The organism is Roseobacter denitrificans OCh 114, from assembly GCF_000014045.1.
GTDB lineage: Bacteria > Pseudomonadota > Alphaproteobacteria > Rhodobacterales > Rhodobacteraceae > Roseobacter > Roseobacter denitrificans.
On sequence record NC_008209.1, the window covers coordinates 679,394 to 702,500 of the forward strand.

At 58.5% G+C, this 23,107-nt stretch carries 21 protein-coding genes, 1 tRNA gene and 1 pseudogene; 15 read left to right on the forward strand and 8 right to left on the reverse strand.

Annotation, left to right across the window (positions count from 1 at the left end):
- Positions 1-260: 260 nt before the first annotated feature.
- The 3 genes from RD1_RS03225 (at position 261) to RD1_RS03235 (ending at position 4,178) form a co-directional block, all read left to right on the forward strand.
- Positions 261-2,231, forward strand: a complete 1,971-nt coding sequence (locus tag RD1_RS03225) for an AMP-binding protein (protein WP_011567020.1) — start codon at positions 261-263, stop codon at positions 2,229-2,231.
- 37 nt (positions 2,232-2,268) lie between these two features.
- The gene (locus RD1_RS03230) at positions 2,269-3,087 is read left to right on the forward strand and encodes an ABC transporter ATP-binding protein (protein WP_011567021.1); all 819 of its coding nucleotides are present in this window, start codon (positions 2,269-2,271) and stop codon (positions 3,085-3,087) included.
- 101 nt (positions 3,088-3,188) lie between these two features.
- A complete protein-coding gene (locus RD1_RS03235; RefSeq protein ID WP_011567022.1) occupies positions 3,189-4,178 on the forward strand; it encodes a branched-chain amino acid ABC transporter permease in 990 nt (329 codons plus the stop codon).
- Between the two features lie 30 nt (positions 4,179-4,208).
- On the opposite strand, the gene RD1_RS03240 is transcribed toward RD1_RS03235, so the two are convergent.
- Positions 4,209-4,547, reverse strand: a complete 339-nt coding sequence (locus RD1_RS03240) for an SHOCT domain-containing protein (protein ID WP_011567023.1) — start codon at positions 4,545-4,547, stop codon at positions 4,209-4,211.
- 205 nt (positions 4,548-4,752) lie between these two features.
- Here RD1_RS03240 and RD1_RS03245 point away from each other — a divergent pair, with 205 nt between their 5' ends.
- From RD1_RS03245 to RD1_RS03265, 5 genes are all read left to right on the forward strand, one after another.
- A complete protein-coding gene (locus RD1_RS03245; protein WP_011567024.1) occupies positions 4,753-5,829 on the forward strand; it encodes a branched-chain amino acid ABC transporter permease in 1,077 nt (358 codons plus the stop codon).
- A 90-nt stretch (positions 5,830-5,919) separates the two neighbouring features.
- Positions 5,920-7,203, forward strand: a complete 1,284-nt coding sequence (locus tag RD1_RS03250) for an ABC transporter substrate-binding protein (protein WP_011567025.1) — start codon at positions 5,920-5,922, stop codon at positions 7,201-7,203.
- Positions 7,204-7,335: 132 nt separating this feature from the next.
- Positions 7,336-8,163, forward strand: a complete 828-nt coding sequence (locus tag RD1_RS03255) for an ABC transporter ATP-binding protein (RefSeq protein WP_011567026.1) — start codon at positions 7,336-7,338, stop codon at positions 8,161-8,163.
- 162 nt (positions 8,164-8,325) lie between these two features.
- Positions 8,326-9,561, forward strand: a complete 1,236-nt coding sequence (locus RD1_RS03260) for a phenylacetate--CoA ligase family protein (protein WP_011567027.1) — start codon at positions 8,326-8,328, stop codon at positions 9,559-9,561.
- A gap of 1 nt (position 9,562) precedes the next feature.
- Positions 9,563-10,396, forward strand: coding sequence for an alpha/beta hydrolase (locus RD1_RS03265; protein ID WP_074958570.1), 834 nt, complete (start codon positions 9,563-9,565; stop codon positions 10,394-10,396).
- Between the two features lie 56 nt (positions 10,397-10,452).
- On the opposite strand, the pseudogene yghU reads toward RD1_RS03265, so the two are convergent.
- Positions 10,453-11,329, reverse strand: a pseudogene (gene yghU / locus RD1_RS03270) (glutathione-dependent disulfide-bond oxidoreductase).
- 154 nt (positions 11,330-11,483) lie between these two features.
- Between yghU and RD1_RS03275 the strand changes: the two are divergent.
- Both RD1_RS03275 and RD1_RS03280 read left to right on the forward strand, forming a co-directional pair.
- Positions 11,484-12,257, forward strand: coding sequence for an ion channel (locus RD1_RS03275; protein ID WP_044033319.1), 774 nt, complete (start codon positions 11,484-11,486; stop codon positions 12,255-12,257).
- Positions 12,258-12,279: 22 nt separating this feature from the next.
- Complete coding sequence (locus RD1_RS03280) at positions 12,280-12,936, forward strand: hypothetical protein (protein WP_245897178.1); 657 nt, start codon at positions 12,280-12,282, stop codon at positions 12,934-12,936.
- A 54-nt stretch (positions 12,937-12,990) separates the two neighbouring features.
- On the opposite strand, the gene ykgO is transcribed toward RD1_RS03280, so the two are convergent.
- Positions 12,991-13,116 (reverse strand): type B 50S ribosomal protein L36, encoded by a 126-nt coding sequence (ykgO, locus tag RD1_RS20610; RefSeq protein ID WP_005850168.1) that lies wholly within the window; start codon positions 13,114-13,116, stop codon positions 12,991-12,993.
- A 76-nt stretch (positions 13,117-13,192) separates the two neighbouring features.
- A tRNA-Val gene (locus tag RD1_RS03285) sits at positions 13,193-13,267 on the reverse strand.
- Between the two features lie 149 nt (positions 13,268-13,416).
- On the opposite strand from RD1_RS03285, the gene RD1_RS03290 reads away from it, so the two are divergent.
- The gene (locus tag RD1_RS03290) at positions 13,417-14,277 is read left to right on the forward strand and encodes an N-formylglutamate amidohydrolase (protein WP_011567031.1); all 861 of its coding nucleotides are present in this window, start codon (positions 13,417-13,419) and stop codon (positions 14,275-14,277) included.
- Between the two features lie 2 nt (positions 14,278-14,279).
- On the opposite strand, the gene RD1_RS03295 is transcribed toward RD1_RS03290, so the two are convergent.
- On the reverse strand, positions 14,280-15,533 hold the full coding sequence (locus RD1_RS03295; protein WP_011567032.1) for a DNA polymerase IV: 1,254 nt from the start codon (positions 15,531-15,533) through the stop codon (positions 14,280-14,282).
- Positions 15,534-15,875: 342 nt separating this feature from the next.
- Positions 15,876-16,607 (reverse strand): orotidine-5'-phosphate decarboxylase, encoded by a 732-nt coding sequence (gene pyrF / locus RD1_RS03300; RefSeq protein WP_011567033.1) that lies wholly within the window; start codon positions 16,605-16,607, stop codon positions 15,876-15,878.
- 572 nt (positions 16,608-17,179) lie between these two features.
- On the opposite strand from pyrF, the gene clpB reads away from it, so the two are divergent.
- The gene (gene clpB / locus RD1_RS03305; RefSeq protein ID WP_011567034.1) at positions 17,180-19,798 is read left to right on the forward strand and encodes an ATP-dependent chaperone ClpB; all 2,619 of its coding nucleotides are present in this window, start codon (positions 17,180-17,182) and stop codon (positions 19,796-19,798) included.
- Between the two features lie 171 nt (positions 19,799-19,969).
- On the opposite strand, the gene RD1_RS03310 is transcribed toward clpB, so the two are convergent.
- The gene (locus RD1_RS03310) at positions 19,970-20,455 is read right to left on the reverse strand and encodes a fasciclin domain-containing protein (protein ID WP_011567035.1); all 486 of its coding nucleotides are present in this window, start codon (positions 20,453-20,455) and stop codon (positions 19,970-19,972) included.
- Positions 20,445-20,702: a hypothetical protein gene (locus tag RD1_RS03315; RefSeq protein WP_044032912.1), complete on the reverse strand. Its 258-nt coding sequence runs from the start codon at positions 20,700-20,702 to the stop codon at positions 20,445-20,447. Before RD1_RS03315 ends, RD1_RS03310 begins: the two co-directional genes overlap by 11 nt.
- On the opposite strand from RD1_RS03315, the gene RD1_RS03320 reads away from it, so the two are divergent.
- The 3 genes from RD1_RS03320 (at position 20,701) to msrQ (ending at position 23,019) form a co-directional block, all read left to right on the forward strand.
- Positions 20,701-21,351, forward strand: a complete 651-nt coding sequence (locus tag RD1_RS03320; RefSeq protein ID WP_044032913.1) for an HAD family hydrolase — start codon at positions 20,701-20,703, stop codon at positions 21,349-21,351. The two genes, RD1_RS03315 and RD1_RS03320, sit on opposite strands and share 2 nt — an antisense overlap.
- A gap of 128 nt (positions 21,352-21,479) precedes the next feature.
- Positions 21,480-22,385: a protein-methionine-sulfoxide reductase catalytic subunit MsrP gene (gene msrP / locus RD1_RS03325; RefSeq protein ID WP_011567037.1), complete on the forward strand. Its 906-nt coding sequence runs from the start codon at positions 21,480-21,482 to the stop codon at positions 22,383-22,385.
- Between the two features lie 28 nt (positions 22,386-22,413).
- Positions 22,414-23,019, forward strand: a complete 606-nt coding sequence (gene msrQ / locus RD1_RS03330) for a protein-methionine-sulfoxide reductase heme-binding subunit MsrQ (RefSeq protein ID WP_011567038.1) — start codon at positions 22,414-22,416, stop codon at positions 23,017-23,019.
- Positions 23,020-23,107: the final 88 nt, after the last annotated feature.

Here is a 23,107-nt window from a genome sequence, read left to right on the forward strand (position 1 = left end):
TGCACATCGCAGGCTTTTCCCGCTGAACGACGCTGCGGGTTTGCTTGCTTGAAAACTGTCGCGCGATTGATGTTGAGGACAGCGTTTTCGATCCCGATGGTTTGGCGCGCGTCTTCGAGATTCTGGCCCCGTCGCAGTCAGGCGGTGGCCAAATGAAACTAAAAAGTTGACCTTCATCTGAAAACTTACATTGTTGTGCACACGACGGTCAAAAAACGACCGCACTTGCCTTTCAATGGCAAGGTCTGGGAGGACGAAAATTGAATACTGTTCCAACGCAGGTCGACGGACCACAGTCCGTCCCGGCGCTGCTGCATCGTAATGCCAAAGAGTTCGCGGACGCACCTGCGTATCGCGAGAAAGAGTACGGGATCTGGCAGTCGTGGACATGGGCCGAGACCTTGGAAGAGGTCGAAGCGCTGGCCCTTGGGCTTGTTGACTTGGGTGTGCAGGAAGGTGACTTCATTGCAGTCATCGGGCGCAATCGGCCCCGGCTTTACTGGGCAATGATCGCTGCAGAGATGGTCGGCGCGGTGCCGGTTCCGCTCTATCAGGATGCGGTGGCCGAAGAGATGGCCTATGTCCTGAGCCACTGTGGTGCGCGTTTCGTGATCGTGGGCGATCAGGAGCAGGTCGATAAGGTCATCGAAATCGGTGACCAACTGCCCAGTTTCGAGCAGATGATCTATCTCGACCCGCGCGGTCTGCGCAAATACGATCATTCGAAACTGCACCAGTATACACATGTGCAGGATGCAGGCCGCGCCAAGCGGGACGAACTGCTGCCCGAAATCACGGCCCGGCAGGCCAAGCTGAATTACGACAGCACCTGCGTCATGCTCTATACGTCCGGCACTACGGGCAAGCCAAAAGGGGTGGTGCTGAGCAACCGCAATGTGATTGAGACTTCCAAATCATCCTCGGAATTTGATGATCTGCGGCAAACGGATTCGATCCTTGCCTATTTGCCGATGGCATGGGTCGGGGATTTCATTTTTTCCGTCGGTCAGGCGCTGTGGACAGGGTTTTGCACCAACTGCCCGGAAAGTGCCGAGACAATGCACACCGACCTGCGTGAGATTGGTCCGACCTATTACTTTGCACCGCCGCGCGTTTTCGAGACGCAGTTGACCAATGTGATGATCCGTATGGAAGACGCAGGCCGGTTCAAAAAATGGCTGTTTGACTATTTCATGGCCCATGCGCGCCGCGTCGGGCCGGATATTCTGGATGGTCAACCGGTGAACCAATGGGACCGCTTCAAATACAACATTGGCGAATTGGCGATTTACGGGCCCCTCAAGAATACATTGGGGTTCAGCCGGATTCGGGTGGGGTACACGGCTGGCGAAGCGATCGGGCCCGAGATTTTCGACTTTTTTCGCTCACTCGGGATCAACCTCAAGCAGCTTTACGGGCAGACCGAAGCGACCGTGTTCATCACCGCGCAACCCGATGGCGAGGTGCGATCCGACACGGTTGGTGTGACCTGCCCCGGTGTTGAATTGAAGATCGCGGAGAATGGCGAAGTCTTTTACCGCAGTCCGGGCGTGTTTGTCGAATATTTCAAAAACCCCGAAAGCACGGCAGACACCAAGGACGCCGAGGGTTGGGTGGCCACGGGGGATGCGGGCTTTATCGAAGAGGACACGGGCCACCTGAGGATCATCGACCGCGCCAAGGATGTCGGGAAAATGGCCGACGGATCCCTCTTTGCGCCGAAATACGCCGAGAATAAGCTCAAGTTTTTCCCGAATATTCTGGAAGCGGTCGTGTTTGGCAACGGGCGCGACGAATGCACGGCCTTTATCAACATCGACCTGACTGCCGTAGGTAACTGGGCGGAGCGGAACAACATTGGCTACGCGTCCTATCAGGAACTGGCGCGTCACCCGCAGGTGATGGGCATGATTCAGGAACACGTCGAAGAAGTGAACGCATCCGTCGCCGAGGATGTGATGCTGTCGGGCTGTCAGGTTCATCGTTTTGTGGTGCTGCACAAGGAACTGGACGCGGATGATGGCGAGCTGACCCGCACCCGCAAGGTGCGCCGTCGGATCATCGAAGAGAAATACGCCGATATCATTGCAGCACTCTATGATGGGTCGCCCGAGGTCTCGACTGTGACCGAAGTGACCTATGAAGACGGGCGCAAGGGCTCAATCTCCGCAACGCTGGAAGTTCGGGTGGCAGCGGTGCACCCGGTTGGCGCAAGGATGGCAGCGCAATGATGCACGCGGCGTGCCCCCTCGTTTATCAGAGGTATGAATGAAAGATACTATTGACGGCTACGTGACCGAAGATGGCCGCCGGATCGGTCCGGTGGTGATGGAGATGAAGAACATCACCCTGCGCTTTGGTGGGGTGGAGGCGATCAAGGACATCTCGTTCGACATCCGGGAGGGCGAAATCCGGGCCATCATCGGGCCGAACGGGGCCGGGAAGTCTTCGATGCTGAACGTGATTTCCGGGTTCTATGTCCCGCAAGAGGGGCAGGTGTTTTACAAAGGTGCGCAGCGTCCGGCGATGAAACCCTATCAGGTGGCGCGTCAGGGCATTGCGCGCACGTTCCAGAACATCGCCTTGTTCGAAGGCATGTCAGTGCTCGACAATGTGATGACTGGGCGTCTGACGCATATGAAAACCAACATCTGGCGGCAGGCGATCTGGCGTGGCAAAGCCGAAGCCGAAGAGACTGAAAACCGGGAAGTTGCTGAAAAGATTATTGATTTCCTCGAAATTCAGGCGATCCGCAAAACGCCGGTATCCCGGCTGCCCTATGGGTTGAAGAAGCGTGTGGAACTGGCGCGGGCCTTGGCGGCGGAGCCGTCTTTGTTGCTGCTGGATGAGCCGATGGCGGGCATGAACGTGGAGGAAAAGGAGGATATGAGCCGCTTTATCCTTGATGTGAACGATGAATTCGGCACGACGATTGCGCTGATCGAGCATGACATGGGCGTGGTCATGGACCTTTCAGACCGGGTGGTTGTGATGGATTACGGCAAAAAGATCGGCGACGGCACGCCGGACGAGGTGCGCAACAATCAGGCGGTGATCGACGCCTATCTGGGGGTGGCGCATGACTGATTTGGGGCGTCGGTATCACGTCGGTATGACGTCGGTATTGCGTCGGTGCGGCGCTTCAACCGGCAAGCCCGCTCTCATTCGCTCACGCAGGGAGACTTCCGATGCCTGAACAACTGCTTTGGACCGCCGAGGTTTTTCTGAACGGGCTGATGGCGGGCGTCCTTTATGCGCTCGTGGCGCTGGGCTTTGTGCTGATCTACAAGGCCAGCGGAATTTTCAACTTTGCCCAAGGCGTCATGGCGCTTTTCGCGGCGATGACGCTTTACGGCATCATGAATGGTCAGGTGCCCTTTGCGCATCTGATCAATGCGATTTTCGGCACGGAGATCCATTATTTCGGCTGGAATGTACCGGCGCTGGCGGCAATTTTCCTGACGATGTGCGTCATGGTGCTGTTCAGTTGGCTGGTGCAGCGATACATCTTCCGGTTTTTGGTCGGGCAGGAGCCGATCATCCTGTTCATGGCGACCATCGGGCTGGCCTATTTCCTCGAAGGCGTTGGGGATTTGATGTGGGGCTCAGACATCAAAACGCTTGAAGTCGGCCTGCCGCAGGGCATCAACGAAACCATTGACGCCGTGACTTTCGAGGCCTTTGGGTACGGGTTTTTCATCGATAATCTGGATATTGTGGCCTCGGTCGTGGCCGCCATTCTGGTGCTGGGCCTCGTGTTGTTTGCGCAATACACCAAGCAGGGCCGGGCCATGCGGGCGGTGGCGGATGATCATCAGGCGGCCTTGTCCGTGGGTGTTTCGCTCAATTTCATCTGGATTCTGGTGTGGTCGCTGGCGGGTTTCGTGGCCCTTGTTGCCGGTATCATGTGGGGGGCGAAATCGGGTGTGCAGTTTTCGCTGTCCCTTATTGCGCTCAAAGCGCTGCCGGTGCTGATGCTTGGCGGTTTCACCTCGATCCCCGGCGCGATCGTTGGCGGTCTGATCATCGGGGTTGGTGAAAAACTGTTCGAGTTTCTGATTGGTCAGCCGTACCTTGGCGGCGCCACGGAAAACTGGTTTGCCTATATGTTGGCGCTGGTATTCTTGCTGTTCCGGCCTCAGGGCCTCTTTGGGGAGAAGATCATTGAGCGCGTTTGACGTCATGGGGGCGCACCGGGGCGCGCAGCGTCAGTCGTCCTTGACCTGCAACAAGGCCACGCTGAGCGCTGCGAGGATCGTCACGCCCAGGGTCAGCGCCAGATTGAGATCGGGCAGGAACAGCAAGGTCAGGCTGATGCACAGGCTCATCACCAACAGGCAGACCACCAGACCGAGACCCAATGCGGAGGACCCCTGCCGTCGCGCCTTGCGGGCCGTGGGTGCCGGGGTGATGTCGATGAAATCGCTTTCTGCGTCTTCGATGTCCTGCAGAAGCTGCCCGCGTGCCGCTTCATACTCCGCCGGGGTGATCTCCCCCCGGTCCAGCCGCGCATCCAGATTTCTGATTTCGTTCAGTACCGCCGTCATGTCACCCACTCCGTCCCACCAAAGACGTTGTGCCGGTGCAATTGGGGCAAAATTAGGAAATCGTGAGAATTTCTGTAACGTGGTTAACTTCTCAAGGGCGGAGCAGCGCCATGTTTGAGCGGCATAAAACCACTAAGACAACTGCCGATGCCGTGACGGGTATCCGGCGCGAGCAACCATCTGATAATGCGCAGGGAGGGTCGTAATGCTCTATCGTGAAGCAGGTGATTTCAGCACAACCTACCCCGAGGACAGCCAGACCTTTCCAATCCGGTTTGACCGCTATCGCTATTATGCGGTGTTGTTCATCGCGATTGTCATCATCCCCTTTGTAATCAATGATTATTGGGTCAATTCGATCTTCATGCCCTTTTTGATCTATTCGATCGCGGCGATCGGGCTGAATATTCTGGTTGGATATTGCGGGCAGGTGAGCCTTGGCACGGGCGGTTTCATGGCCGTGGGGGCCTATGCCTGTTACAAGCTGATGACCGCTTTTCCGGAGGTCAGCATGTTCATTCATGTTCTTCTGTCAGGGGTTATCACGGCCGGGGTCGGGGTGTTGTTTGGCCTGCCATCCCTGCGGATCAAGGGGTTTTATCTGGCCGTTGCGACGCTGGCTGCGCAGTTTTTTCTGGTCTGGATGTTTAACCGTGTTTCCTGGTTTTATAACTATTCGGCCTCGGGTCAGATCAACGCGCCCGAGCGGGACACCTTTGGAATCATCATCACAGGCCCCAATACGGACGCATGGGCGGCCTATGTGTTCTGCCTGATTTTCACCATTGCAAGCGCCATTATTGCGCGCAATCTGACGCGCGGGTCGATGGGACGGCAGTGGATGGCGATCCGGGATATGGACATCGCCGCCGAGATCATCGGGGTGAACCCGCTCAAGGCCAAGCTGACGGCCTTTGCGGTCAGTTCGTTCTTTGTGGGCATTTCAGGTGCGTTGTTTTTCGCGATCTATCTGGGCGCTGTGGAGGTTGGCGAGGTCTTTGGGATCACCAAATCCTTCCTTGTGCTCTTCATGATCATCATCGGGGGCCTCGGGTCGATCTTTGGCTCTTTCGCGGGGGCGGCATTTCTGGTGCTGTTGCCGGTGTTGCTCAAGGTGATCGGCGTTGATTGGTTTGGCTGGCCCACGGATATCGTGGCGCACCTCAATCTGGTGATCGTGGGCGCGTTGATCATCGTGTTTTTGATCGTTGAGCCGCACGGCCTTGCACAGCTTTGGCGACTGGCCAAGGAAAAGCTACGCTTGTGGCCTTTCCCGCACTAGGGTGAGGCATAAAAACGAAAGGCGGGGCAGCCTGCTGATAAGACGCCGGATCGCCGGCGCATCGGACAACAATTTAGGGAGGAAATACCGATGAAACACAAAATAGGAACCTGGGCCGTTGCGGCCGTGATGGCGGCAAGTCCGGTGATGGCGGACCTTGTCTTTCCGTCGCTGAGCTACCGCACGGGCCCATATGCGGCGAACGGCATCCCCTTTGCGGATGGCTATGCGGATTACTTCACGCTGCTGAATGAACGCGACGGCGGGATCGGCGGTGTCATGACGCGGGTGCCGGAATGCGAAACCGGGTATAACACGGAAAAAGGGGTTGAGTGTTACGAGAGCACCAAGGGGGAGGGCGCGCTGGTCTATCAACCCCTGTCGACCGGCATCACCTATCAGCTGATCCCCAAGGCGACGGCGGATGGCATCCCGGTTCATTCGATGGGCTATGGCCGTACCTCTGCCAAGGATGGCACGGTGTTTCGCAACATCTTTAACTACCCTGCGAACTATTGGGATGGTGCGTCCTTTGCGATCAAGCATCTGCTGGACGTGAACGACGGATCGCTTGAGGGCAAGAAGATCGCGCTGGTCTATCACAACTCCGCCTATGGCAAGGAGCCGATCCGCACCCTCGAAGAACTGTCGGAAAAGCACGGGTTCGAGTTGATGTTGCTGGCCGTGGATCACCCCGGGCAGGAACAGAAATCGCAGTGGTTGCAGATTCGTCGCGAACGCCCTGATAATGTCATCATGTACGGCTGGGGGGTGATGAATCAGGTCGCCATTCAGGAAGCCGCGAACATCCGTTTCCCGATGGAGAATTTCATCGGCATCTGGTGGTCTGGCTCTGAAAATGACGTGCGTCCTGCTGGCGCTGCTGCTGATGGGTACAAAGCGTTGGCCTTCCACAATGTCGGCAGTGATTTCCCGGTGTTTGACGACATCCAGAAATACGTTGTTGATGCAGGCAAGGCCGCAGGTGCCGGGGATCAGATCGGTACGGTTCTGTATAACCGCGGCCTTTATGCGGCGATGTTGGCGGCAGAAGCGGCCAGGACCGCGCAGGAAATCCACGGCGTGGCCGAGATTACGGCACCTATGATGCGCGATGGCATGGAGGCGCTCAAGATCACCGAAGAGAAGATGGCGGCTCTGGGTCTGCCGGGCTTTGGTCCTGCGTTTGAAGTATCCTGCGAAAACCACGGCGGTGGTGGCTTCGTCGCCATGGCGCAGTGGAGCGGGACAAATGACCAGTGGACGCTGATTTCCGATTACGAACAGTCGGATCAGGATGTCATCGGGCCATTGATCGCCGAGGATGCCGCAGCCTTTGCAGCCGAAAACAACATCACACCGGGGTGTGACTAAACACTGACGCGTTTCCCGGCGGCGGATCTGTCGCCGGGGAACGCACCACGAGACAGGCCGGACGTCCTGCATCCAGCGGGCGTTCAACGGGCAGACAGGGGCGGCCCGGCGCACAGATCAGGAGCGATGGAAATGTTCGACGCAGCAGAGGGCCAGACCGAGAACGTTCTCGAAGTGAACAACATCGAGGTGATCTACAACCACGTTATTCTCGTGCTGAAAGGCGTGAGCCTGAATGTGCCGCAGGGGGGCATCACCGCCTTGCTCGGTGGGAATGGCGCGGGCAAGACGACGACCCTCAAGGCGATTTCGGGCCTTTTGGCCTCTGAGCGCGGCGAGGTGACGAAAGGCTCCATCAAATATCGCGGCACCGTCATCCAGCATCAGGACCCCGCCGATATCGTGAAATCCGGTGTCGTGCAGGTGATGGAAGGGCGGCACTGCTTTGAACACCTCACGGTCGAGGAAAACCTGCTGACCGGTGCCTATACGCGGCGCGAGGGCAAGGCCGCGATCCAACGTGATCTGGAGATGGTCTATGACTATTTCCCGCGCCTGAAAGAGCGGCGCAAAAGCCAGGCGGGCTATACCTCGGGCGGAGAGCAGCAGATGACTGCCATCGGGCGGGCGCTGATGTCAAAACCGGAAACGATTCTGCTCGATGAACCCTCGATGGGTCTTGCGCCGCAGCTGGTTGAGCAAATTTTTGAGATCGTGAAATCTGTCAATGAAAACGAGGGGGTAACTTTTTTGTTGGCGGAGCAGAACACGAATGTGGCGCTACGCTTCGCGCATTACGGGTATATTTTGGAATCCGGACGTGTTGTGATGGATGGACCCGCAGCGGATTTGCGGGAAAACCCGGACGTAAAGGAATTTTATCTGGGTATGTCTGAACAGGGGCGAAAGTCCTTTCGCGATGTGCGTAGTTACCGCCGACGCAAGCGTTGGCTCAGCTGAAGGAGGAACAAAGTGCGCGGCCCCACGACAAAGCAGCCATCGCTGGCGATTGCAAAAGCCCGCTGCGGATTTGCAGCGAGGCGTGCCGTGCAGGATATGACAGTTTTTGACCAGAATACATTATAGCCGCTTTCAAGAGCGGCCTCGGGATCATTTGAACCAATGAAAAAGCATTCAGATTTATTTTTTGACGGCTTGGAAGTGCGCTCAGCGGATGAGCGTGCCGCGCATCTGAGCCGGATATTGCCGCAACAGATCGCCAGAGCGCAGGCGTTGCAAGGATATGCGGGGCGGCTGAACGGGTATACCGCAGGCGACATTACCGATGTGGCGGCATTGGCGAAACTGCCGGTGCTGCGCAAATCCGATCTGGGAGATGCGCAATCAATGCATATGCCGTTCGGCAACTTCACCACGAAACCGGCCACGGGATTCAGCCATATCTTTCAGTCGCCGGGCCCGATCTACGAACCCTTTGACGTGAACCATGACTGGTTTCGCATGGGCCGCTTCCTGCATGCGGTCGGCATTGGCAAGGGGGATATTGTCCAGAACTGTTTTGGCTATCATCTGACACCGGCGGGTGCGATTTTTGAAAGCGGCGCGCATGCGGTAGGGGCGACTGTGTTGCCAGCGGGCACGGGACAGACCGAATTGCAGATCACCGCCGCGCGGGACGTTGGCACCACCGCCTATGCGGGCACGCCCGATTTCCTCAAGGTGATCCTTGATAAGGCCGATGCCATGGGCGTTGCGCTGAACATTACCAAGGCGGCAGTGGGCGGTGGTGCGCTGTTTCCGTCGTTGCGCAAGGAATATGCCGATAGGGGGGTTCTGTGTCTGCAATGCTACGCGACGGCGGATCTCGGCAACGTGGCCTATGAATCGCCCGCGATGGAGGGGCTTATTCTCGATGAACAGGTGGTCGTTGAGATTGTCACACCCGGCACCGGCACACCTGTGCCAGAGGGGGAAGTTGGCGAGGTCATTGTCACCACGCTGAACCCCGATTACCCGCTGATCCGTTTTTCCACCGGTGATCTGAGCGCCTTCATGGACGGCGAAAGCCCGTGTGGTCGTACAAACCGCCGCATCAAGGGATGGATGGGGCGCGCGGATCAGACCGCCAAGGTCAAGGGGATGTTCGTGCGCCCCGAACAGGTGGCATCCTTTGTTGACCACCATGAGGAGGTCGCAAAGGCCCGTGTTGTCATCACCCGTGCGAATGAGCAGGACGCGATGACCGTCAAGGTCGAGGCAGACGACAGCGCGGATGCAACGCGCTATGCGTCAACGGTGGTCGAAACGCTCAAGCTGAAAGCGACGGTGGAAATTGTCCCCATGGGCAGCCTGCCCAAGGACGGTGTGGTCATAGAAGATCAGCGCAGCTACGACTAATATGACGCATCTCAGCTATGACGCGAAAGCACTGTCGCAGGCGCGCGTCATAGCGGTTCTGATTCCCGGGGCCTTGTCACGCGGGGATATTTTTGCCCCGGCCCTGCCCTGGCAGGAGGCGGGGTATGGGGTGGCGACCTATCGCTTTCCCGGACTGGACGGTCGCGCGCTGTCTCCGGCGCTCAGGATCGAACAGGCGGCGGGTGATATCGCAGGGCTGGCTGCGGCATATCCGGATACGCCGTTTCGCCTGCTTGGCTTTTCGACAGGTGCGCCCATCGCGATCTCGGCTGCCGCGCGGATGCGCAACGAGGTGAAAGTGGCCGGATTGTCCCCGGCCGTTGAGTGTGGCGGCGGGGCGGAAACGGCCATCCGCACCACGCGATTGATCCTGAATGCTGCGTGGCGGGTCAGATCGGTTCGCCTGCGTAGGGTCTGGCTTGCGTATTACCGGCTGTTGCTCTTTGGCACGCCGGTGCTGTCTGATCAGGCGCTCAGCACCCGTGCGGCGCAGATCATCGCAGCGCGTGCGGATCGGATTGTTTTCCCCGAAGGCGGCTTGCCACGGGCGCATATGGCCGATTTGCGACGCTGGCGCCTGCCCAGGGATATTGCCTTTGAAGAGGGGCGCATCCGGTTTTTCCATGGGCTGGAGGACCCGGTGTTTTCACCTGAACAGATCCGGCGTTTTGCCGCGCAACTCGGTGGCGTTCCCGTCACCGGATACGAGGGACAGGGCCATCTGATGTTTGCGTCACATTTGCCAGTGTTTGACGATGTTTTCGCGTTTTTCGAAGGGCGAGAGCCCGGCGAAGGGGGCGGCGCGGGCCTGTAATGCGCGGCCTGTTCCGAGGGCGCGACGTGATCCATCGCGCCCCCGGTCCGCAATCCTCAGGACTTTTCGCCGATCTTGTCCTGCGTCTGTGTCTCGAAATCTGACGCGTCATGGCGTTCATGCAGTTGCGTTTCCGGGGCACCCGACATGCGGTTTACCATGCGTCCCCCGCTGAACGGCGGGGCGGGCGTCGATCTTTTCAGCCCAGTTCAGCACATGCGTGTAGCTGGTCACGTCCAGAAATTCGGCAGCATCATAGAACCGGTCGAGCACGAGTTGCCCGTACCACGCCCAGATTGCCATATCGGCGATCGTGTAGGTGTCACCTGCGATGAAGTCACGTTCGGCGAGTTGCCGGTCAAGCACGTCGAGTTGACGCTTTGTCTCCATCGAAAAGCGGTTGATCGGGTATTCCATCTTTTCGGGAGCATAGGCGTAGAAGTGGCCAAAACCACCACCCAGATAAGGCGCGGAGCCCATTTGCCAAAAGAGCCATGACAGCGTTTCGGCGCGCCCGGCGGCATCATCCGGGATGAAGTGGCCGAATTTTTCAGCCAGATAGAGAAGGATGGCACCGGATTCGAAAACGCGCTGCGGCGTATCGCCTGAGCGGTCCATCAGGGCGGGGATTTTCGAATTCGGGTTCACCTCGACGAAACCGCTGCCGAATTGGTCGCCATCGCCGATCTTGATGAGCCATGCATCATATTCGGCGTCGGTAATGCCAAGTGCCAGCAACTCTTCGAGCAACACCGTGACCTTGACGCCGTTCGGCGTGGCAAGCGAATAAAGCTGCAAAGAGTGTTTGCCGACCGGCAGGTCCTTGTCATGTGTCGGGCCTGCGATGGGGCGGTTGGTGCTGGCGAATTTGCCACCGTTTTCTGCGTCCCACGTCCAGACTTTGGGCGGGGTGTATTCCGTTGCGATGGTCATGGGAGCCTCTTCCATTTGCGAGTATGCAGGTGAACCTATGTCTTGAAGCCCGGAGCGCAAGCCCGTTCTGCGCGCACGGTTTCGCGAGGTCATACGTTCTGCCCCCTGATTGTCCTTGCCAAGCCAGCCGGGTTTTGAGTTGATGTGCGCCATGATGCGTGACCTGAAACAAACCATGACGGAGCTTTACACAGGCTCACAGCAGCGTTCTCGGCGGTTCCGGTTTGGCCTGATACTATTCGATGTGTTCACGATCATCCTGTTCATCGCCATTGCGCCTCTCCAGGCGACAGTGGGGTTGGAAGCCCTTGGGTTTGTGCTTGGCCTGTTGATTCTGGCGGATTTTACCGCGCGGCTCTGGATTGCGAGCGACCGCAGGGAGATGCTTTTGAAAATCTACACAATTGCGGATGTGATCGTGATCCTGTCTTTGTTGATCGCGCCTTTCATTCACGCAAACCTCGCCTTTCTGCGTATTCTGCGCGGCCTGCGGATCATCCACTCCTATCACCTGCTGCGTGATCTGCGGCGTGTCAGTCCGTTCTTTGTCAAACATGAAGGGGCCGTCATCGCGGCCATCAACCTGTTTGTGTTCGTATTTTTCACGACCTCGGTCGTCTTTGCGCTGTTTGTCGAACGTGGGACGGGGCTTGAGGGCTATATCAACGCGCTTTATTTCACCGTCTCCACGCTGACGACCACCGGGTATGGGGATATCACACCAACCACCACGGGCGGCAAACTGCTGGCTGTGGTGATCATGGTGGTGGGCGTGGCCCTGTTTGTGCAGCTTGCGCGGGCCATCATCCAGCCGCCCAAGGTACAGTATACCTGTCAGTCCTGCGGATTGACCAAACATGACCATGACGCGGTACACTGCAAGCACTGTGGTGCCGTGGTTCGCATCAAAACCGAAGGTATGGTATAGGAATCTGGTGCATAAAGCGGTCTTGAAATTCACACTCCTGAGCGCCTTGTGGTTGGGCCTTCTGGCGACATCCGGCGGGGCAGAAGAACCGCGCGCCGGTCTTATGTGGAACAAGACGGGCCTGCCCGCGGTGTTTCCGCTGCAGGTCAAAACAGCACCGGGTCAGGATTTCATGATGACGCTGGTGGATGCGCAAACCCATGCCCCGGCGCTTGCGGCCTTTATCGAGGGCGGGGAATTCTTCAAGGTGCTGGTGCCGCCGGGGGAATATGACGTGCGATTTGCAACCGGTGCGCAGTGGCGCGGCGAAGCGGAGTTATTCGGCAAGGATGAAACGACGCTGTTCGTTCTGGATGGGCCGCTGCGCTTTGCCGTGATGGATTTTGCGACCAAACTGGGGCACGTGATTGATTTCACTGCCAGTGACGACGCCATCATGGTGAAGGCTCAGTTCATTTGTCAGCGGTTCAGCGTCGCAGAGTTTGCACGACCACAGCCGCCGTTTGACGATCTGGAGGGCTATGCCACGCGGTTGACGCAGGAGGGGGAGTTGGTGCAATTCCCGAACCGTTTTGCACCTGATCGCTTGTCCGCCGGCACGGATGATCCGGTGATTCCAACGGATTTCGCGCCCTACTTTTCCGATCCCGCCTATGAGGTGCGCGCATTTCCCTGTTGAGCGCATAAAAAAAGCCGCCCGGGTGGGGCGGCCTTTTTTCGTGATTTGCTTGGTTTAACCCTGACGGGCTTTGAACCGGCGTTGCGTCTTGTTGATGACGTAGACGCGGCCCTTCCTGCGCACAACACGGCAGTCGCGGTGCCGATTCTTGAGCGAGCGGAGCGAATTGCGAACCTTCATGGTCGTTCTCCTCATGTTGTGGCGCGGTGGGGCGCCGGGTTTCGGGCAGCCCGCCGAAACGGACCAGTGTATCTCATGGTGGGCGATACTGGGATCGAACCAGTGACCCCTTCGATGTCAACGAAGTGCTCTACCGCTGAGCTAATCACCCACTATTTGGCCGCGCATTCCGTTGCCCCATACAAAAATGGGGCGCGAAAAAACGCGCCGGTAGCGGCGTCTATAAAAGGAGTCGTCCGGGGGATCAAGGGCTTTTGGTTTTCAATTTTTCTGCGCTATGTATGAGGCGAAGGATTACGCATGTTACACACCGCCTATCACATCTGTTTGCCCGCCCGCGACACGTCTTGCGTGGTTTTTGCCTCACCCCACAGCGGGTCGGCATATCCAAAGGACATGATGCGTAAAACCGTTCTGAATGACCAGTTGATACGCTCATCCGAAGATGCGTTCGTGGATCGCCTGTTTGATTGCGCGCCCGCCTTTGGGGCGCGGTTCATCAAGGCCGCAGCGCCGCGTGCCTATGTCGATCTGAACCGCAGCCCGGATGAGTTGGACCCCGCGTTGATAGAAGGTGTACGCCGCCAAGGGCACAATCCGAGGGTTGCATCCGGGCTGGGCGTCATTCCACGGGTCGTGGCCAATGGGCGCGCAATTTATCGCGGCAAGATCGCCATGGTCGATGCGCAGGAGCGTCTTGACCGGTATTGGCACCCTTACCACCAAAAGCTTCAGGTTTTGTTGGACGATGCGCATCGGTTTCACGGACAGGCTGTGTTGATTGATTGCCATTCGATGCCGCATGAAGCCGTAGAAAGTGTCGCGCGGTCCGGCGGGACGCGTCCGGATATCGTGTTGGGCGATCGCTTCGGCGCGGCCGCCGCAGGCAGTGTCGTTGAGCGTGTCGAAGCCGCATTCGTCGCACAAGGGTTTCGCGTGGCGCGCAATGCGCCTTTTGCCGGGGCCTATATCGCGCAGGCATATGGGCGCCCGCAGCGCGGTCAACATGCGGTGCAGGTGGAGCTTGATCGCGCGCTTTACATGGATGAGAAACGCATTCGGCCCAATTCCAACTTTGAAGCTGTGCGCGCGGCCTTGCGTGCTGCGGTTTCTGAAATCGCGCAGATCGGTCGGGAACCGGTGCCGCTGGCTGCCGAGTAGGTTCAGCGCAGCGAGCGCCCTTTCAGGATGGCATCCGCGCCAAAACGATCCCGTATCTTGTCTGTTGCGCGTTCGGCGGCACTTCGTTGCTGTGCCTGCGGGTCGAGCAGGTCCCCCGACAGATCCGCACTGTCTTCGGGAATGAGGTCCGACAGACCACAGCCCAACAGGCGGTAGGGACCCTCGTCGCCGACCTGATCAAACAGGCTGCGGGCGGTGCGATAGATCGTATCCGCCATCTGCGTCCCGTCGCGCAGGCTGATCCTGCGTGACAGCAGCGAATGATCCGCGCGCTTGAGTTTCAGCGTGACGACCCGGCCTGCAAGCTGTTTGGCCTTGGCCCGGTCTGAGACCTTTTCGGCCATGCGCCACAGGTGCCCGTCCAGAAGCTCCGGATCAGAGGTATCATCATGAAAGGTTGTTTCATTGGAGATGGATTTCATCGGGGCATGGGCCGAAACGCGGCGGTGATCTTCGCCCCGCGCCAGATGCCAGAGCCTGTCGCCCATGGAGCCGAACCGTGCGCCCAGATCGCGCCTGTCCCAGCGCAACAGGTCGGAAAAAGTGCGAATCCCCGCCTTTTCAAGCGAGGCCTGCCCCGCAGCGCCCACACCCCAGATCATGCGCACCGGCTTGTTGCGCAGGAAGGCGGCGGTTTCCGCCTTGCCGATGATCGAAAAACCATGCGGTTTGTCGAGGTCAGACGCCACCTTGGCCAGAAACTTGTTATGTGACAGTCCGATTGACCCGGTCAGACCCAGTTCCTGATGCATCCGCTTGACCAGTCTGGCCAGCATGACCGCCGGAGGTGCCCCGTGCAGCCGCGCGGTGCCGGACAAATCCATGAAAGCTTCGTCCAGCGACAGCGGCTCGATGGCAGGTGTCAGTTCTTCCATCATCGCGCGGATCGCGCGTGAGGCCTCCACATAGGCCTGCATCCGGGGTTTGATGATGACCGCGTCGGGGCAGAGTTTCAGGGCCTGAAACATGGGCATTGCGGAACGCACACCGCGAATGCGCGCGACATAACAGGCGGTTGAGACAACGCCGCGCCGTCCCCCGCCGATGATCACGGGCTTGCCTTCAAGTTCAGGATTGTCGCGCTTTTCCACCGAGGCGTAAAAGGCGTCGCAGTCCATATGGGCGATGGACAGTTCGTTCAGTTCGGCATGCGCGATCCGGCGCGGGCTGTTGCACGCGGGGCAACGTTGCCCGTGGTCGAATAGGGAAAAACAGTCGCGGCAGAGTGTTGGCATATCGCAGCTATGTGGAGAACGCTTGAGGGGCAGGATAGGTCAGATCGGAACCCATGAAAATGCTACATTCGCATCGGCGGCGGAGCGACTGTTCGACCGTCAGATCGAAAAGCCCCCCGCTGCGTGAAGCGGGGGGAGGTAACGAACCTCAGGAAGAAACGGTTCGTCGGGGAGTATCACTCCTGTTAACCCTACCACTTGTGAGTGAATTTACCTAAGCCGTGGCACCGTTATTCTGCTACATCCTGTTGTCTGTTGTCTGTGTGCCACAGTCTTTAGCGTCGCAGGGGCGCTGCGATGCTCCCCCTCAGGTTGTGGATAAATCTGGATTCCAGTGGATTTTCAGCGATTTGGACTGTGGGCTTGTGGGCTTTGCAACTCGCTCAGGATGGCTTGCGCCGCTGCACGTGGATTTGGCGATTTCCAGACCGGGCGACCCACAACAATGTGGTCCGCGCCATCGGCGATCGCATTTGCGGGCGTGGCGACTCGCTTTTGATCGCCCAGATCAGCACCCGCAGGGCGCACACCGGGGGTTACGATCAACCGTCCGGTGGCAGAGGGCAGTGCCCGGATCAGTGCCGCCTCATGGGGGGAGGCGATGACGCCATCGGCCCCGGCCTCAAAGGCGCGGTCCGCGCGCATCTGCACCAGATCGGACAGTTCCCCATCCCTGATCAGACAATGATCCAGATCGCCGCGATCCAGCGACGTCAGGATCGTCACGGCGAGGATTTTCATGTCGGAATCGGCAGCACCCTCGCGCGCGGCGCGCACCACATGGGGATCACCGTGCACCGTCAGGAAATCCAGCTCGAATTGCGCAAGGCCCCGCACGGCGGCTTCGACCGTCGCACCGATGTCAAAGAGTTTCATGTCCAGAAAGATGCGCTTGCCATGCTCTTGCTTGAGCTCATTGGCCAGGGCCAGCCCGCCGCCCGTCAACATGCCAAGGCCAATCTTGTAAAACCCAACCGCATCCCCGATCTGCGCGGCAAGCTCTTGCCCGGCGAGGGCGTTCGGGACATCCAGTGCCACGATCAGGCGGTCGTCGGGTGTTGTGGTGTCAGTCATCGGGCATTCTCCTGTGGGTCAGGCGATGCTTTATGCGCTGCGGTGCATCCTGTCTATGTGGTGCGGTAGCATGCGTGTGAAAAAGCCCGAACACAGTCGGCGGACGATGCTCGGGCATAGGATCAATTTACTGCCTGCGCGCAGCCAAAGCGGCCCATCCGGGGGAAGGATGATGCGCAGGGATAAACCACCTCAGGTCGTTCATCGGTGCAGGCCGCTTTGACGCGCAGGCGTTGTTATGCGTTAGTGGCGTACCATGCCAACTCGTCACTATTCGTACGTAAGAGGCAAACCATTCAACAGAACACGCGCTACACAAACCTCTTGAAGCCAATTTACGCGAGTACGCGACAGGGGTAACGGGGAAAGGCGGCGGCCTATTCCCTCTGCGGTTTTTGATATGGATCACGGCGTTTTGCGGCGCGTTAAAGTAGAAGAAAGGCGGAGGTGGTACTGCTTCGCTCTTGAAGCGTCGGGTTCCGCTTCCCAAGTAATTGGAAAGGTCCAGGACGCTGACGTGCCGCCAAGCCGGGCGCAGCGCAAAAGGGACGCTTAACGAAAAGGAGATAGCCATGGACTTGAGCAAGTTCACGGAACGGTCGCGCGGTTTCATCCAGGCGGCACAGACGATAGCGGCGCGCGAAAGCCATCAGAGGCTGGCCGCCGAACACTTACTGAAAGCATTGATGGACGATGATCAGGGGCTGGCCAGCAATCTGATCTCGGCCGCGGGCGGGCAACCGGCGCGGGTTCTGGAGTCTGTTGATCTGGCACTGGGTAAAATGCCCAAGGTGACAGGCGATGCGGCACAGGTATATGTGGATGGCACCACGACCAAGGTTCTCGCCGAGGCGGAGCAACTGGCCAAGAAGGCCGGTGACAGCTTTGTCCCCGTCGAACGTATATTGATGGCGCTGTGCATGGTGAAATCGGGGGCCAAAACGGCCTTGGATGCAGGAAATGTAACTGCGCAGGCGTTGAACGGTGCGATCAATGATGTGCGCAAGGGGCGCACAGCGGACACGGCCACTGCCGAAGAAGGCTATGACGCGTTGAAGAAATACGCGATGGACCTGACGGAGCGGGCCGAGGCGGGCAAGATCGACCCGATTATCGGGCGGGACGAGGAAATCCGCCGCGCCATGCAGGTTCTGAGCCGCCGGACCAAGAACAACCCGGTGCTGATCGGGGAGCCGGGTGTCGGTAAAACCGCGATTGCCGAAGGATTGGCCCTGCGGATCGTGAACGGCGATGTGCCTGAATCCCTGCGCAACAAGAAACTGTTGGCGCTGGACATGGGCGCGTTGATCGCCGGTGCCAAATTCCGCGGTGAATTCGAAGAGCGTCTTAAGGCGGTGCTGACCGAAGTCACCGAGGCGGCGGGGGAGATCATCCTGTTCATTGACGAGATGCACACGCTTGTCGGCGCGGGCAAGGCGGATGGCGCGATGGACGCGGCCAACCTCATCAAACCTGCCCTTGCGCGCGGTGAACTGCATTGTGTCGGCGCAACCACGCTGGATGAATACCGCAAATACGTCGAGAAAGACGCGGCACTGGCCCGTCGGTTCCAGCCTGTGATGGTTCAGGAGCCAACGGTCGAGGATACCGTTTCGATCCTGCGCGGCATCAAGGAGAAATACGAACTGCACCACGGTGTGCGGATTTCGGATTCGTCTTTGGTTGCCGCTGCGACGCTGAGCCATCGGTATATCACGGACCGGTTTTTGCCGGATAAGGCGATTGACCTGATGGATGAGGCGGCGTCGCGGTTGCGCATGGAAGTGGACAGCAAGCCCGAAGAGCTGGATGCGATCGACCGTCAGATCCTGCAGATGCAGATCGAGGCCGAAGCGCTTCGGCTTGAGGATGACGCGGCGAGCAAGGACCGTCTTGAAACGCTCGAAAAGGAGTTGGCCGAATTGCAGGAGCGCAGTGATGCGATGACCGCGAAATGGCAGGCAGAGCGGGACAAGATGGCGGGTGCGCGCGACCTCAAGGAGCAGCTTGATCACGCCCGCGCGGAGCTGGAAATCGCCAAGCGCGAGGGGAACCTCGGCCGGGCGGGCGAATTGTCCTATGGTGTGATCCCACAACTGGAAAAGCAACTGGAGGCTGCCGAGGGGCGGGACGACGGCGACGTGATGGTCGAAGAGGCCGTGCGCCCTGAGCAGATCGCCAGCGTGGTGGAGCGTTGGACCGGTATCCCGGCGGGCAAGATGCTGGAAGGCGAACGCGATAAACTGCTGCGCATGGAAGATCAGTTGCATGGCCGCGTGATCGGGCAGAATTCCGCGGTGCGGGCGATTTCCAACGCGGTGCGGCGTGCCCGCGCGGGTCTGAACGATGAGAACCGGCCTTTGGGTTCGTTCCTGTTCCTCGGGCCAACCGGTGTTGGTAAAACCGAATTGACCAAGGCGGTCGCGGAATTCCTGTTTGACGATGACAATGCGATGGTGCGCATCGACATGTCGGAGTTCATGGAAAAACACGCGGTTGCCCGACTGATCGGGGCGCCTCCCGGATATGTCGGCTATGATGAGGGCGGTGTGCTGACCGAAGCTGTGCGGCGCAGACCCTATCAGGTGGTTCTGTTCGATGAGGTTGAAAAGGCCCATCCGGATGTCTTCAACGTGCTGTTGCAGGTGCTGGACGACGGGGTCTTGACCGACGGTCAGGGTCGCACGGTGGATTTCAAGCAAACCTTGATCGTGCTGACGTCAAACCTTGGGGCGCAGGCGCTCAGCCAGCTGCCCGACGGGGCGGATGCCTCTGCGGCCAAGCGCGATGTGATGGATGCCGTGCGCGCCCATTTCCGGCCTGAGTTCCTGAACCGTCTGGACGAGACGATCATCTTTGATCGCCTTGGTCGGGCCGACATGGACGGAATCGTGGAAATTCAGATGGCGCGTCTGCTCAAGCGGCTGGCCGGGCGCAAGATCGCGCTGGAACTGGATGACGCGGCGCGCATGTGGCTTGCGGATGAAGGGTATGACCCCGTGTTCGGCGCAAGGCCGTTGAAACGTGTGATACAGCGCGCCTTGCAGGACCCGCTTGCCGAGATGATTCTGGCAGGGGACGTCAAGGACGGTGATGTCATTCAGGTCAGTGTCGGCAGCGAAGGGCTGCTGATCGGAGACCGCGTCGCGGCCACCAACAGGCCCAAGCCGGATGAAGCGGTCGTACACTGACCCACCTTGAAAATTGAAATGGCCCGGCAAATCAGTTTTGCCGGGCCATTGTTTTGCGCAATTGTGAATTAAAGCGTGTGACGAAATGCCTGAAACATCAAACATCACGTAACGCGTTGAAACCGTTGTTTTCAGGCAGCGTTACGTGAGTCAGGTTTTTCACAGGACGCTTTAGCTTTGTGGGGGCAGGATCACCGCATCAATGACGTGGATCACGCCGTTCGATGTTTCGATGTCCGCTGTGACCACGCTGGCTTCATTGACTTTCACGCCATCGTCGAGATCAATCATGATGTCGCTGCCATTCACTGTCGCTGCTGTCATGTCGTCGGTCAGATCGGTGGACATGACTTTGCCCGCGACAACGTGATAGGTCAGGATCGCAACAAGCTGGTCCTTGTTCTCCGGCTTCAGCAGGTTTTCGACCGTGCCTTCGGGCAGAGCGGCGAATGCTTCATCCGTGGGGGCAAATACGGTGAAGGGGCCGTCACCTTTGAGCGTGTCCACAAGTTCCGCAGCGCTGACGGCTGCGACAAGTGTTTCGAATGTGCCGGCGTTGACGGCTGTGTCGACGATGTCTTTCTTGGCACCTGCAAAGGCGGCGGTGCCCGCCAGAGCGGTTGCGGCAGTCAGGGCAAAGAGTGTTTTACGAAGCATGGAATTCTCCCACTTGTTTGATTTCGTTAAGGTCTGCCGTCGTTGGCATTGAGAGGGAAACGCATGAGATCGCCATCTGGATCACCCTGTTTTTCAACGGTTTGGCATTGATCGGGGCGGCCCATGCGCTAAGCACCGGTGCGGGAATATTTCCAATAACGAATTTGTCAGAAGCTGTGAGTGATCTGCCGCTATTTCCCGCCTGAGCATTGACGACGGGCGGGCTGAGGTGCACTACGAACCCCATGAAGATGCCCCCCGAAATGGTTCTGTTTGATTGCGACGGCGTATTGGTCGATAGCGAAGCGCTGACGGCGGATGTGTTATGTGCGAATCTGCGGCGGCATGGGCTGGCCCTGACCCATGCAGAGCTTGGCGCGATGTTTCTGGGCGGCACGATCATGGGGGTGGAAGCAAAAGCGCTGGAACTGGGCGCCGACCTGCCCAGGGACTGGGTAGATCAGATTTACGCCGAGATTTTTGAAACGCTCGGGACCTCCGTCCCGATCATTCCCGGTGTGCATGCGGTGCTTGATGCACTGGATGCTGCGGGCATTCTTTATGCGGTCGGCTCGAATGGCCCGCATCGAAAGATGCAGATTACCCTGACAAAAACGGGCCTGATGGACCGGCTGGCCGGGCGCATCTATTCACGCGAAGATGTTGCGCAGCCGAAACCCGCGCCCGATGTCTATCTGAAGGCGGCGGCAGATGCGGGGGTCGCGCCGGAGCGCTGTGTCGTGATTGAAGACAGCCCCAATGGCGCGCGCGCCGGGCAGGCGGCGGGCATGTGGTGCCTTGGGTTTGCGGCGGAAACCGATGCGGCCCTGTTGGCACCGGTGTGCGACGATGTCTTTTATGCAATGGGTGATCTGCCGGGGCTTTTGGGTCTCTGACGGCGGTTTGTCCACTATTACAGCGTCAAACATTCTGGTGATCTGCGTGAAATCTCTCCGCAATTCATTTGGTCGCGCGTGCTCGCGCGCCTACAACTGCTGCAACACGCAAAAAACCGGAGCACAAAATGGCCTTTCGCTGGAAGAATACCCTTAAAGATCGCGACGTGACGGATGAGGCGTTGTTCCTGAACAGGCGGCAACTTATGAAGGGTGCCGCGGCGGGTGCCGGTTTCGCCCTGAGCAGTCAGGCTGTCGCGGCGGATGAGACGCTGGAGCCCACCTCGTGGGAAGACATTACACAATACAACAACTTTTATGAATTCGGCACGGGCAAGGATGATCCGGTCCGATATGCCGGCGCGCTGACGACCTCTCCCTGGACGGTGAAGATCGACGGGATGGTGGATCGTCCGGCGGATTACGATTTCGAAGACATCATGAAGGCGATGACCGTGGAAGAGCGCATCTACCGCTTCCGCTGTGTTGAGGCGTGGTCGATGGTGATCCCGTGGAATGGTTTTGAACTGGCGGACCTGCTGGAATTCGCGGGGGTGCAGGCGGGGGCGAAATATGTGCGTTTCGAAACCCTCTACCGGCCTTCCGAGATGCGGGGCCAAAGCAGCAATTTCATCGACTGGCCCTATGTCGAAGGGCTGCGCCTTGATGAGGCGATGCATCCGCTGACCATCATGGCCACCGGGATATATGGGCGGGACATTCCCAATCAGAACGGCGCGCCGATGCGTCTGGTGGTGCCGTGGAAATATGGCTTCAAATCGATCAAGTCGATCGTGCGTATTACACTGACGGATGAAGAGCCGGTGAATACGTGGCAGCAATTGCAGCCCAGCGAATACGGGTTTTACGCAAATGTGAATCCCGAGGTTGACCATCCGCGGTGGTCGCAGGCGACGGAACGTGTGATCGGCGGTGGTTTGTTTTCCCCGCGTATCCCGACGCTCATGTTCAACGGCTACGAAGAAGAGGTCGCAGGCCTTTATGCCGGTATGGATCTGACCAAGTTCTACTGAGCAAAGACTGTAGTATATAGTATCCAGCATGCCGCTCACTGATCGCATAAACGGCTTTGCCCGCAAGGTTCCGGTTTGGGCGGTCTATATACTGTACCTGTTGCCGGTGCCCTGGCTGCTGTATCTGGCGCAAACGGGTGGCCTTGGGCGCGAACCGATCAAGGCGCTGGAACATGAGCTGGGCGAGATTGCGTTGCAGCTGCTGATCATCGGCCTGTGCATCTCGCCGCTGCGGCGATACCTTGGTGTGAACCTGATCCGGTTCCGCCGCACCTTCGGGTTGCTTGCCTTTATATATGTCGCCCTGCACCTGCTGGTCTGGCTCGTTCTCGATGTCGGCATCATCAGCCAGATCTGGGCGGACATTCTAAAGCGTCCCTATATCACCATCGGCATGATTGGTTTCCTGCTGTTGGTGCCGCTGGCAATCACATCCAACAACTGGTTCGTGCGGCGGCTTGGGGCCAGATGGCACAAGCTGCACAAACTGGCCTATGTCGCGGTCGTGCTTGGCGCGGTGCATTTCATCATGGTCAAGAAGGTCTGGGAGCTTGAGCCCTTGATCTATCTGGCCGTGATTCTGGGGCTGCTGGCCCTGCGCTTGCCAAAGAAGCGTAAGAATCAACCAGCCTGAGCGGGCTGTGATTGAAAATGCGGCGGTTTGCGAAGACGCCGGCGTGTGGTTTGTCACTGAATCGGTGGGAATACGGCGTTGTTTTCCG

Excerpts from the sequence above, each read along its gene's own strand:
- RD1_RS03275 (WP_044033319.1), top strand. The coding sequence starts at position 11,484 with ATGCGTGACCTGAAACAAACCATGACGGAGCTTTACACAGGCTCACAG.
- RD1_RS03290 (WP_011567031.1), top strand. The coding sequence starts at position 13,417 with ATGTTACACACCGCCTATCACATCTGTTTGCCCGCCCGCGACACGTCT.
- RD1_RS03240 (WP_011567023.1), bottom strand. The coding sequence starts at position 4,547 with ATGACGGCGGTACTGAACGAAATCAGAAATCTGGATGCGCGGCTGGAC.
- RD1_RS03230 (WP_011567021.1), top strand. The coding sequence starts at position 2,269 with ATGAAAGATACTATTGACGGCTACGTGACCGAAGATGGCCGCCGGATC.
- RD1_RS03250 (WP_011567025.1), top strand. The coding sequence starts at position 5,920 with ATGAAACACAAAATAGGAACCTGGGCCGTTGCGGCCGTGATGGCGGCA.
- RD1_RS03320 (WP_044032913.1), top strand. The coding sequence starts at position 20,701 with ATGAAGATGCCCCCCGAAATGGTTCTGTTTGATTGCGACGGCGTATTG.
- msrQ (WP_011567038.1), top strand. The coding sequence starts at position 22,414 with ATGCCGCTCACTGATCGCATAAACGGCTTTGCCCGCAAGGTTCCGGTT.
- RD1_RS03260 (WP_011567027.1), top strand. The coding sequence starts at position 8,326 with ATGAAAAAGCATTCAGATTTATTTTTTGACGGCTTGGAAGTGCGCTCA.
- RD1_RS03255 (WP_011567026.1), top strand. The coding sequence starts at position 7,336 with ATGTTCGACGCAGCAGAGGGCCAGACCGAGAACGTTCTCGAAGTGAAC.
- pyrF (WP_011567033.1), bottom strand. The coding sequence starts at position 16,607 with ATGACTGACACCACAACACCCGACGACCGCCTGATCGTGGCACTGGAT.
- clpB (WP_011567034.1), top strand. The coding sequence starts at position 17,180 with ATGGACTTGAGCAAGTTCACGGAACGGTCGCGCGGTTTCATCCAGGCG.
- RD1_RS03295 (WP_011567032.1), bottom strand. The coding sequence starts at position 15,533 with ATGCCAACACTCTGCCGCGACTGTTTTTCCCTATTCGACCACGGGCAA.
- ykgO (WP_005850168.1), bottom strand. The coding sequence starts at position 13,116 with ATGAAGGTTCGCAATTCGCTCCGCTCGCTCAAGAATCGGCACCGCGAC.
- RD1_RS03265 (WP_074958570.1), top strand. The coding sequence starts at position 9,563 with ATGACGCATCTCAGCTATGACGCGAAAGCACTGTCGCAGGCGCGCGTC.
- RD1_RS03315 (WP_044032912.1), bottom strand. The coding sequence starts at position 20,702 with ATGGGGTTCGTAGTGCACCTCAGCCCGCCCGTCGTCAATGCTCAGGCG.
- RD1_RS03235 (WP_011567022.1), top strand. The coding sequence starts at position 3,189 with ATGCCTGAACAACTGCTTTGGACCGCCGAGGTTTTTCTGAACGGGCTG.
- msrP (WP_011567037.1), top strand. The coding sequence starts at position 21,480 with ATGGCCTTTCGCTGGAAGAATACCCTTAAAGATCGCGACGTGACGGAT.
- RD1_RS03310 (WP_011567035.1), bottom strand. The coding sequence starts at position 20,455 with ATGCTTCGTAAAACACTCTTTGCCCTGACTGCCGCAACCGCTCTGGCG.
- RD1_RS03245 (WP_011567024.1), top strand. The coding sequence starts at position 4,753 with ATGCTCTATCGTGAAGCAGGTGATTTCAGCACAACCTACCCCGAGGAC.